The organism is Paenibacillus macquariensis, assembly GCF_900156375.1.
GTDB classification, from domain to species: Bacteria; Bacillota; Bacilli; order Paenibacillales; family Paenibacillaceae; genus Paenibacillus_AQ; species Paenibacillus_AQ macquariensis.
Genome location: NZ_FTNK01000029.1, coordinates 23,526 through 34,153 on the forward strand (window position 1 = coordinate 23,526; position 10,628 = coordinate 34,153).

Genomic DNA, 10,628 nt, shown 5'->3' on the forward strand with positions numbered 1-10,628 from the left:
CCCGTTAGTTCAATTAAGTTGCGTTTGAAAATGTTTGTATAGGTCCATGTGGGTCTTTCTGTACTAGTTAATCCGCATCCATGCACATCCATTTGCAGACTTATGACTTCTATGAATCCGCTATGAACTCCTTTACTTTTGATGCAAAAATATCCCAGCTTGTATCATATCCTACATTAAACGTCCACCCGTTAGAACGCAGCTTCTCGCCTAAATAGATGTAATCGGCACGTTGCTTATCGTTTAGGCTAACATCTAAATTTCCGTCACCAACCTTGAACTCATTCATGTAATCGTGCAATTTCCAAAGGATATCTTCCTTATCATCATCTCTTTCCATTCCAATGTGTAAGATAATTGAATCGATGGCATCATCTAGTTTCTGGATAACAAGAGTTTCATTTTTCCAATTATTATCTAGTTGATACTGTATAGTTGCTTCAAGTTGAGCTAGATCTCGGTAAATGTAAGCATTCAATAATTCATATTTCAATTCTTGATTTCTGATAACATGTTTATGATTCATAAATAATTCAACATTCCCGAATAGCGATACTACTAGAATTACTTTAATCCAGTCTATTTTCCTCATACTTTCTCCAATCGCTCCTTCAACTCTCACCTACCCATATTTTCAAACACTCTTTTGACTTGTAATTCGGCAATCAGTTCATATTAACCTACCCGTTAGCTTAATAAAAAGAGCAGGATACCGAAGCACCTGCTTATCAATGTGTATTATTCAACTATCGTGTCCCGTTAGCTGAACAAGGATATTTTTTTATTATAATGCAGTTTCCATACAAAAGTAGGTAATCTACACACAAAAAACGCAGAGTTGTTGGTTTTAACTCTGCGTTTTTTGGGTTATGCGGTCATTTTTTTTTCAAATTTTCGAGCTAGTTTTAATGCACCTTGATCGATATATTTCATATAATAATGCGACAAAATAAATAAGGGCACCATGGAAACCATAAACGTAATTGCATAGGCAAGATTATAACTAAAATGATGAATCACTTTACTAAACAGGAACGCGGAGAATGTATTTAGGAAAGTGAAATGAATGAGGTAAAGGGAAAATGAAATCTGTCCTAAATAAGCAAACGGTTTCCATCCAAACACATGCTGCAGCACTTTTAAACGAAGCAGAGCAAACAAAATCATAGCAGAACCTAGGGTTCGTGCAAGAAGTCGTGGATCGATGTTAAATTGAATCCATTCATTGATATTTTTTGTCAACACTTCTATGGGTTCGTACATAGTCCCCATTAATGGAGTATAAGGCGCCGAACCTAAGTAAATCCCCATTAAAAGCACAAGTACTGTCGTTATTTTACCTTGGACCCATTTGTGCTTGAGCAAATCGGCAAGCAGCATTCCCCACAAAAAAGCGATAAAGTAGGTTTGAATAAAAGCAATGGATAAGACCACATACACAATCCATCTTTTTTTCACACGTCCAAATAAAGCAAGAAAACCAAAAATTAAAAAAGAACCTAATAACTCATAGCTCATTGTCCAAAGGACTGGATTGTAAGGATGTGCTTTAAAACGGAAAAACGGATCAAAAATAGCAGCCTTGATAACGGTATATACATTTGTATCTAAAGCGTAGTAGTTCTTTTTCATATCCGTCCATGTTGTTCCCCATATTTCTTCGAGATGAAAGGCATTCGTAATAATTGCTAGATACACAAGCAATACGGATACCGCTGCCGGCACGGCAAGCCGAATGTACCTTCGTATGGCGCTGGAATGCAACAATTTTTGAAAGGTCTCACTATCGAGCTCTTTTTCAAACATTTTGACACTGAGCACATAACCACTTAGCACAAAAAACAAACAAACGGCAAATTGTCCATTATAAAATAAATTAATCGGAGAATGTCCGTACCAGATATCCCATTCAAAATGAGCTTGTTGCGGTCTTCCATTTAACGCAGCTGGATAAAATACTTGTATGTAGTGCGAAATAACCACGGCAAATGCCGCGAGGCCCCTAATGCCATCCAAATAGAATAGCTTTTTTTCGGATGTCTCTTTATTCATTTTTCCCTCTTCTTTCATGAATAAAACTATTAAAACATGCGACGCTGCGCGATTAAATGCACAACGTGAACCATTTTTTTAATTCCAAATGTTCTGAAGATAAAATTTAAAAAAGGCCTTCAGATGCTGAAGGCCTTTTTACGACACCGTGTCTAATTTTTTCTTGTGTGCTCTTCGCATGTTTCTACGGTTGTATTTTGTGGAACAATATATAAAACACTTCCCAATGGAAAAAGTTACATTTTTTTTAAAAAAATAATATAAAACTTAAAAATTAACTAATTTCCTGTCAAAATTTAATTTTGAATGGATAGAATCATGTCAATTTTGACAAGAAAGTATACATAGAAACCAAAGAACAGAAAAGAAAAAAACTACCATAAACCCTATTCGGGTGAGATATGTCTCTCAGTAATTCTAAAAAAAGAGAGGCTAGCAAATATGATTTAGCCTTTTAAAGAGCATAATTGTTGATCTAAACTGCCCGTTAGTTGAACAAAGGGCTACCTCTCGGTAGCCCTCTTATTATTGAACTATAGTTACCCGTTAGCTTAATCGTATATCTGAGAATAAACCATTATTAAACATCTATTTGTATAGCCAAACAAATAAACTGACACAAATTTCAATATAGGCTCTACCTGAAATTTTCTACACACTCATGCAGAAAGGCGCCTAGCGTGCGTGGCTCCCTGCCGAGCAAGCGCTTCACAGTGTCATTTGGACTTTCTGGCACCACCGTAGACATGGTTTGAATTTCCACAACGTGGTTCGCGAGCCAAGGAGGCATATGCCCGTTCTCCATAAGATTGCGGAGTAGTGCTTGGGGTTCCATGTTGATGTAGCTTATCGGCCGATCAAGCAGGGCGGATAGTTGACTCGCGATCTGGGGATAACTGAAAATCTCCGAACCAGTAAGCGTATATATTTGGCCTGATACCTCGCGGTTGGTCAGAACTTCTGCGGCAACATCTGCGATATCGCGACTGTCAATGAAGTTACACGGTGAATCGCCCATGGAGCCGAAGAAAACATTTTGGGTTGTGATCGTTGGTGCAAGGCGCATTAAGTTTTGCATGAACGCATAAGGGCGCAGCACGGTGTGGGTGAGACCTGATTCCCTCAGCCTTTTCTCGATTTCTTGATGCCAGCCACTGCTACTGGAGAACTCTGCTCAAAGGCAGGGCTGGATATTTTTACGATGTGTTTGATTCCAGATTCGGCGGCAATCTGAATGATTGAAGTTTCCAATTCGATTTGTCTTGGACTGTTGGACATGGCAAGGAAGAGCTGGCTAGCACCTATAAACGCGCGGCGTAGCGATTCGGGGTCGGAAGCATCCGCCGATGCGACCTCGATAGTCGATCGGCCTTTTTCTCCGATCTGATCACGCAACTTCTCTGGCTCTCTGCTCAGCGCCCTTACGGGTACGCCAAGATCAACCAAACGTTCCAAAAGCGCACTGCCTATCGTACCTGTTGCTCCCATAATAACTATCATATTTATCTTCTCCTTTTGGATGAAAAATTAGTTGTGACGGCAAGACGCCACCGCCATGTCACTATCGTGCTTGCTATGAATCCAGACAACGGGAAATCGATCCAGACACGACTAACCCAGGCCAAGTGATTGCTCGGAATTATAAATTCTAGTAAACCAGATGTCACCCATGCGGCGTATAGGCCAAACGATGAACCGGCCAATGCGAACACCCCTACCACAACCAAGTGAGGCGCACAGATGATCCATCGTATAAGGCCCACTCGGCTGCGCAACAATATGCCAATCATCAAGGCCATCAAGGCCGATGCACCGCCGATTGTGGTCAATGCTCCTATTAGAAGCCCCCTATCAGCAGTAACCAATCCCCCGATACCTGCCATGATGGCAGGAGCAGCATATGCCATTACAACTTCACGCCACAGTACAAAAGTCTTTTTCTTGGAACCAGCAGCCTTGATGCCGTAAACATCATCTGTCTGATTCGAGTATTTCATCTGGTTCATTTAGTTGCTCCTTCCTTCTTTGAAGTAGTTCAACGATTGCTTTCAGTGAGATATAATTAGGCACCTAACTATATAAGAGTAAAAATAGGCTAGCTTCACTAGCCCATTCTACTCATTACTGATGTTTCCCTTTGGTTTCGAGCCTAGTTCGCCCGTAAGTGCTGAGATGCCTTGTGTAACTCGGTCTAGCAAGTCGAGAAATACGCTTCGCTCATCGATATTGAGTAAGCCCACCATCGCTTCCAGCCGAGCGAAATGCTCAGGAGCCATTTCACGGAGCTTCTTCGCTCCTTTTTCCGTCAAAATGACCGTTCTCTGACGACCATCGTCTGAGCTTGTTCGCCGAGATACTAGGCCATCTCGTTCAAGAATGTCGATAAGACCAGTCACTGTAGCACGTGTAACGCCTAGATGCTCCGCTAATTGCGAAGGCAACTCTTCTCCTTCGTTATCTTCAAGATCTGCCAATAAACGATATCGCCCTGTTGATAAACCGAATCTAGAGAAATGAATCTCCGAGGCATGTCCAAGCTTGGCTCCCGCTGCCATTAGCCTAGACGCGACGAGTATAGCCTGTGCGTCTATGTCTAGGTTATAGCGATCAATCTGCCGCTTGGATTGTACAAGCGAGGGAATAGCGTCAATATCATTTATTATTTTATTATTGTTATCCATAAATATAGTATGGCTCCTAACTACTTTTGTGTCAACACATTTTTATACCACATCAAACGAAGATTATACCAAATATAATGGAGTTATATAGTTGTATTTGGTTATGTTATCCTGCCCGTTAGTTCAATGCTCTTTCAAAAACCTCAATATAGGTCTCACTTTATCAGGACAGGTTATTTTGAGTTGTTCCCAAAATAACTGTTCATCAAAATTACTTGTATATATCAAGTTGAAGATTATGAAATGAATCGGAAAGTTCATTTATCTTGGTCATTTTGTTCTTTAATTTTAATGGATTGACGAATATAGCTCTTCTTGTTACATTTCCAACGGCTTTACGTATTAACAAGGGAAATATTTTACTGTGTTTATTCATTAAGCTGTAGTAAACGTTCGTTATACAATTTTAGGAGGTTTGATATGACTGATTTGTTGTTGTTGCTATTCTTGTTTAACTTGTCCTTATTTCTCCTGCACGAAATGGATGCAATTCGACGTTCGGAATGGAAACTATTTTTTGTTCTACAAGATATGGATGATGCAAAAGCCTATAAAGTGTTCACCTTTATCCATCTCCCCCTGTACACCATCATACTCGCTTTACTTTTTAGCCAATATCAGACGATTACGTTTTGGGTGCTAGATATCTTTCTCATGATCCATGCGATCCTGCACTTATTTTTCGAAAAGCACTCCCGCAACGAATTTAAAAATACATTCTCTCGTTTCATCATCTATCCGATGGGAATTCTTGCTGCTATCCATTTATTATTGATTGCGAATCCGTGATTTTCTCGCTTAACTTCCATCCAAATCGATTCTTGGCGATTGTACAAGGATGGTATCTCCGGTATCGGTCATCTCATACATATAGCTTGCATCTGGCTTCAGGCATACGGAATGGGGGAACAGCCATGACTTTTTTTGAAAATGGATAACTTAGAATAAATTGACCCAGTAGCAATTATTAAGTACAATCGCTCATTGCCCAGTATCCAAGCAGCTTTGTCATTGCTCTAACCTGCCCGTTAGCTTAATCATCATCGGCCACCGGAACATATTCTTAGCCTATTTCGGTTAACGGTACACAGTCTTGTCATCCAACTAATGCCGTGTTGTCGGGTACATATGTTTCGAACCTACTTGGTCCCTTAAAAAACAAAAAAACGCTAATAAGCGGTATTTAATGAAATGTTATTGTTGTCACTTGTAATTTGTAAACGTCTCGGGCTTGACTCCCTGGCTAACGGTACAAGTTCTTGTCCATTTTCGGCAATAGGTACAAGTTCTTGTCTCGAGCAAAGGACAAGAACTTGTACCCATAAAATTAAAAAAGCCCGCCTAGCGCGGGTTCTAATAGGTATATGTTCTTGTCCTCTTACATTTTCTGTCCAATGACATTAAAGTGCCCACATTAATGTCATTAATCTGCCTACAATGTGTCTCTTCTCACTTTATCACAGTACAATAAAAAGTTGATCTTCAAGAAATAAATAGATCAACTTTTTTATGCAGATTGTAAGTGAATATCTCCAATAATCAATATAAGTTCCCATCGGATGGTATTCTTATTTATCGCATGAACTAATAGTTCCAGACTCTCTACAACCTGTTTTCGTTTGTTCTCCAGAATATCATTCATTACACCCCCGAAATACGAATGAAGTACGGAATTTATATACTCATGGATTATCAAATGATTAATTAATGATAATCCACAAAAAATAGACTATTTCCTGATGGAAATAGTCTCAGTAGTCATTTGCATAATGCTCAGATTAATTACATTAGTTCAAAAATTTTAGTTCCTGTTCCTTCTTTAACCCTTGAACTTCACCTGTCACGTCAACACATAATCCATCTGATATAACTTTCTTATATAAAGGACAATAACATTCCTTCATGGTTTCACCTATCTTCTTTCAAATTGCTTTTGAACTACCGTTCTCTGTTAGTTGAACGGTCAACTGTTATATGGCATTAAAATCATGTTCTTCGCGAAGCACGCAGGGCATGAAATAATTCTTTCAATCTTGTTTGCATACATAATGGGAACATCCTGAACCATAAGAAAATGATTACCACACTCTGGACAAGGCACTTTATCGGTTGAATTTGATGCGAGTATCTTTCCAGTTTCAATCCACTTCGGGGTATCTTTCGTCTTCCAAAATGGGATATACATCGGCTGTATTCTTTCGATTTTTTTCAGCTGTTGATTTAAATCCCAAACCTCAGGTTTTGATTGTTCATAAAACCACGTCGCTCCAGCGCTCACCCATTTGTTTCTGTAACTCTCAAAAGTGTGACCATCGTGGATATCATCAAATCCAAATTCAAAACCGCAACAGTGACAAATTTCATACGATTCATTACCATCTGCATCATACGGTGCTTGTTGTAACTCATCATATCCGCAAACAGGGCATATATGTTTCATAATTTCCCCCACCTGTAAATCAAATTACCTCCATTTTACCACGGATAACTGCCCGATAGCTTAATAAAAAAGAGCAGGCTACGTAGCTCCTGCTCATCATTGTGTGTTATTCAACTATCGTGTCCCGTTAGTTCAACGAGAGACCGTTTTTTAAACTGAAAGTTTCATTAAAAGGTCATTCGCCATATTTCCGAACTGTCTTAAATCGCTTAAATAATCATATCCAGTTGGATTACTTAATTGGTTATACATCCTTACTATAACGGCATCATATTTGGGAATAACCAGGCAAGCACATCCCGTGATACCTAGAATTTGATAAGAGCAACTTGGTAATCGTCCTCCGATTTCGTTGAGAGGTGAATCACTTTGCAACCACCAAATAAAACCATTCCGTGGACAATTTGATTGAACAGAATTTGGAGTTTGAAGTGTAATAACACGCTCAAAAACACTCTGCGGTAATAATTGTTCACCATTTAGACATCCCTTCTTGAGATGCATGTATCCCCACTTAGCTAAATCACGTGCACTTATAAATAAATTACTTTGGTCTCCTGCATCACTATTGTTTTGTCCAACCCATGTATCTTTATCTTTATAATAATTATATATCAGGTCTTCCTGATACTCTGTCCTCCATTCAGTTTCTTTAAGTCGATAAATATCAAATACATATCTTTGCATAAATGTACTTAAGTTTTGTCCCGACAACTGACTAACTAATCGAATTAACATGGTAATGCCAGGGCTTCTGTAAGCCCATCCTTCACCAACTTGGAACTCTCTCAGGAATTGCCCATTTTCCTCATATAAACCGTGAGTGTGGGTAAGGAGATGTCGCATAGTCACTCCCTTTGCTATATGTGCATATTCATTTAGATAAGTTCCAATTTCTTCATCAATACTTCTGATTTTCCCTTGCTCAATTAATAAACTTATTGCAAGCCCAAGATATGTTTTACGGACTGAACCAACATTAAACTGGGTTTTTTCATCAACCAGACGTGACTCTGGAATAGAATCATGTCTTCCTGAATACCACTCATTGACAACTAAATTATTTTTTATGATGTAAGTTGCTGCGGCTGTGGCGCCTATTGCTGTTTGAATGTGGTTCACATAATCATTAAGGCTTTGAAAATGGTCGTTTACAGCGTTTATCATACTATCTGCTCCTTCTTAAAAACTGAAATCCTAAAGTATTAAAAGTTCGGTATGTAACCACCATTTCCTACCTATTGACTTCATGAAAATTCGTTGTGCTAAACTGCCCGTTAGCTTAACACTCTAGATGTGGAAACCGTAAGCGAGGGTATTTAAAGGTTTTTTTCAATTCTAGAGATTGATCTTCCAAGTTCTTGTTTTATGATCTCAGTGTTTTCCCGGCGTTGGATTTCTCGAGCATCATATAATGTCTCCTCAAGAATAAAGGAACGCAACATAATAGCGTATTTATATCTGATTATATCCTCGCTAAGAAAACTAGAAGTCATATTCTTTACTTCCGTGTAATAATGATTGTTTGGGTTGTAAAAACTTAAATAACCAATAACATCTATAGACTCTGAAATGATTCGTTTTTGCAATGTTTCTAATTGTTTAAAAACAATCGGGAGTACAACGTCACTTTGCATTCGTATCAAAGTTCTAGAACATATATCTCTTGGAAGTGGATAGCTTTTTTTCTCAAATACCTTATTCGGAATTTTAAAATGCTGATTATTCCCAATTTGGCCCATGTTATCAATAAGAAACGGAACTGCTTCTTTTAATAGACTTAAAGTGTCACACAATGCAATTTTTGAATAGAGAGCTGACTCTGTTTTTAGACATTCAATAAGTAAAGATATACTTACCTTCGCCCCCTTCTCTCTCGCAAGTAAATAACCAGCTGTCCGTTCCACAGGACTATTTGAAGTAATTAACTGCTCAATATTTCTATTTATATAAGCGTGAAGTGTTGAGTGATCTAAATAACCACGATTCTTTAATTGTTCTAAGCTACTCTTCAAAATGATCACCTCTTTTTTCAACCAGTAAGAACCCTGGCTGTTATGTATTCGAACAGTATCGACAATATCCTGATGGAATGCAACTCAGTATTAAGCTAACCTGCCCGTTAGTTGAACAAAGGGCTACCTCTCGGCAGCCCTCTCATTATTGAACTATCGTTCCCCGTAAGCTCAACCATTTTTTATGAAGAACCCTCAATTAGAACGTTATCTGCTACGATGGTCCGTAACATTCACTGTTGGTACTGTAATTTCACTGACATTACCTTCCTAATTCGGGGACACTTAGCGAAGTGAATGCAAACAGCGTTATTAATAATATGATTATCGTAATCAAAGCTAAGGCTCTACCTAATTTTGCGCCCAAGTCATTTTTGAATTTATAACCTAAAATCAATGCTAGTATATAGAAAATAAGTGAATAAAGTACTGTATAATGCAAGCCTGTGTCACCGTTTGACCAAGGATTCAACCCTAAAAATCTTAATATACTATCTCCAAAGGACACTCGATTACCGAATGAAATGGAAAATAATAATCCGAATTTATGGTCACGGTAAAACTCAATTATGTCATCCAACTGATCAATATCTTCACTCGTTAAACCTCTTACAGAATTGAAATACGGATCGGGAATACCCTTAACAATAAAAGCCTTGGCATTGCCAAAGCTCTCTATATAAACCTTCTCAGGGTTACCCTCCAAATTTTTCAAGGCATCTAAACGAGAAAAGACTGTATTTGTTTCAGCTAACTCAACACCTACTGCGAATGACGATTCAACTACTCGACTCATAATCCACCCCCAGATATTTACAACTCCTTATATTCTGCATTATTTTACAATTCCCTTCTAATCCTACTCCAATGCTGTAACTATCCTGCCCGTTAGTTTAGTCATGATAGCCATACAAATTGGCTACCTAGACCTGAAGACATTAATAGAACCGTCGATATAGCTCGTGTCTTCGCTCTCCACGGAGCTGAGCATATATCTGAGTGGTCGATGCTTTTTCATGCCCTAGCATCCCTTGAATGAATTCTAAGGGTGCTCCATTATCCAATAGCTGACATGCATAGGTATGACGAAAACGGTGCGGGTACACATTAGCTTCAATCTCTCCCCGTTTTGCTATCCGCTTTAACGCCCATCTGATCGTCGGTATTGACATTCGGCGGGTAGGATATGTTTCCGTTACAAACAGTGCTTTACAGGAATCTTCGCGGCACTTTAAGTATTTTTTTAACCACACCTTGCATTCGGTGGTAAAGTAAACTTCTCTTTGTTTGGATCCCTTGCCATTTACAATCGCTGAACAATTTTCCCAGTTAAGATCTTCAATGTTTATTTTCTGTACCTCTCCAACGCGGCAGCCAGAACTATATAGAAATTCCAACAAAGCTCGTTCTCGATGTAATAGACAGGAAATCTTAAGATGA

Annotated in this window: 11 protein-coding genes and 1 pseudogene; 1 reads left to right on the forward strand and 11 read right to left on the reverse strand. The window is 38.7% G+C overall.

What is annotated here, in order from left to right; translation table 11 throughout:
- Positions 1 to 109 precede the first annotated feature (109 nt).
- The 5 genes and pseudogenes from BW961_RS27120 to BW961_RS27140 all read right to left on the reverse strand — a co-directional run bounded on the left by BW961_RS27120 (position 110) and on the right by BW961_RS27140 (position 4,733).
- Positions 110 to 592: a hypothetical protein gene (locus BW961_RS27120; RefSeq protein WP_068591661.1), complete on the reverse strand. Its 483-nt coding sequence runs from the start codon at positions 590 to 592 to the stop codon at positions 110 to 112.
- A gap of 275 nt (positions 593 to 867) precedes the next feature.
- Entirely contained in the window at positions 868 to 2,052 is a 1,185-nt protein-coding gene (locus tag BW961_RS27125; RefSeq protein ID WP_076577076.1) for an acyltransferase family protein, read from the reverse strand.
- Positions 2,053 to 2,689: 637 nt separating this feature from the next.
- Positions 2,690 to 3,552, reverse strand: a pseudogene (locus tag BW961_RS27130) (SDR family oxidoreductase).
- A gap of 2 nt (positions 3,553 to 3,554) precedes the next feature.
- The gene (locus BW961_RS27135; protein ID WP_139331769.1) at positions 3,555 to 4,058 is read right to left on the reverse strand and encodes a hypothetical protein; all 504 of its coding nucleotides are present in this window, start codon (positions 4,056 to 4,058) and stop codon (positions 3,555 to 3,557) included.
- 108 nt (positions 4,059 to 4,166) lie between these two features.
- Positions 4,167 to 4,733, reverse strand: a complete 567-nt coding sequence (locus BW961_RS27140) for a MarR family winged helix-turn-helix transcriptional regulator (RefSeq protein WP_076577078.1) — start codon at positions 4,731 to 4,733, stop codon at positions 4,167 to 4,169.
- A gap of 420 nt (positions 4,734 to 5,153) precedes the next feature.
- Here BW961_RS27140 and BW961_RS27145 point away from each other — a divergent pair, with 420 nt between their 5' ends.
- Entirely contained in the window at positions 5,154 to 5,522 is a 369-nt protein-coding gene (locus tag BW961_RS27145; protein ID WP_068592252.1) for a DUF6713 family protein, read from the forward strand.
- A gap of 718 nt (positions 5,523 to 6,240) precedes the next feature.
- Here BW961_RS27145 and BW961_RS31650 read toward each other — a convergent pair.
- From BW961_RS31650 to BW961_RS27170, 6 genes are all read right to left on the reverse strand, one after another.
- Positions 6,241 to 6,375, reverse strand: a complete 135-nt coding sequence (locus BW961_RS31650; RefSeq protein ID WP_280175227.1) for a hypothetical protein — start codon at positions 6,373 to 6,375, stop codon at positions 6,241 to 6,243.
- Between the two features lie 321 nt (positions 6,376 to 6,696).
- Positions 6,697 to 7,173: a hypothetical protein gene (locus BW961_RS31435; RefSeq protein ID WP_068592254.1), complete on the reverse strand. Its 477-nt coding sequence runs from the start codon at positions 7,171 to 7,173 to the stop codon at positions 6,697 to 6,699.
- 150 nt (positions 7,174 to 7,323) lie between these two features.
- The gene (locus BW961_RS27155; protein WP_068592256.1) at positions 7,324 to 8,340 is read right to left on the reverse strand and encodes a serine hydrolase domain-containing protein; all 1,017 of its coding nucleotides are present in this window, start codon (positions 8,338 to 8,340) and stop codon (positions 7,324 to 7,326) included.
- A 152-nt stretch (positions 8,341 to 8,492) separates the two neighbouring features.
- The gene (locus BW961_RS27160) at positions 8,493 to 9,188 is read right to left on the reverse strand and encodes a hypothetical protein (protein WP_068592258.1); all 696 of its coding nucleotides are present in this window, start codon (positions 9,186 to 9,188) and stop codon (positions 8,493 to 8,495) included.
- A 262-nt stretch (positions 9,189 to 9,450) separates the two neighbouring features.
- The gene (locus tag BW961_RS27165) at positions 9,451 to 9,984 is read right to left on the reverse strand and encodes a hypothetical protein (protein WP_068592260.1); all 534 of its coding nucleotides are present in this window, start codon (positions 9,982 to 9,984) and stop codon (positions 9,451 to 9,453) included.
- A 142-nt stretch (positions 9,985 to 10,126) separates the two neighbouring features.
- The coding region (locus tag BW961_RS27170) for a tyrosine-type recombinase/integrase (RefSeq protein WP_170878617.1) at positions 10,127 to 10,628 on the reverse strand (502 nt) is incomplete at its 5' end.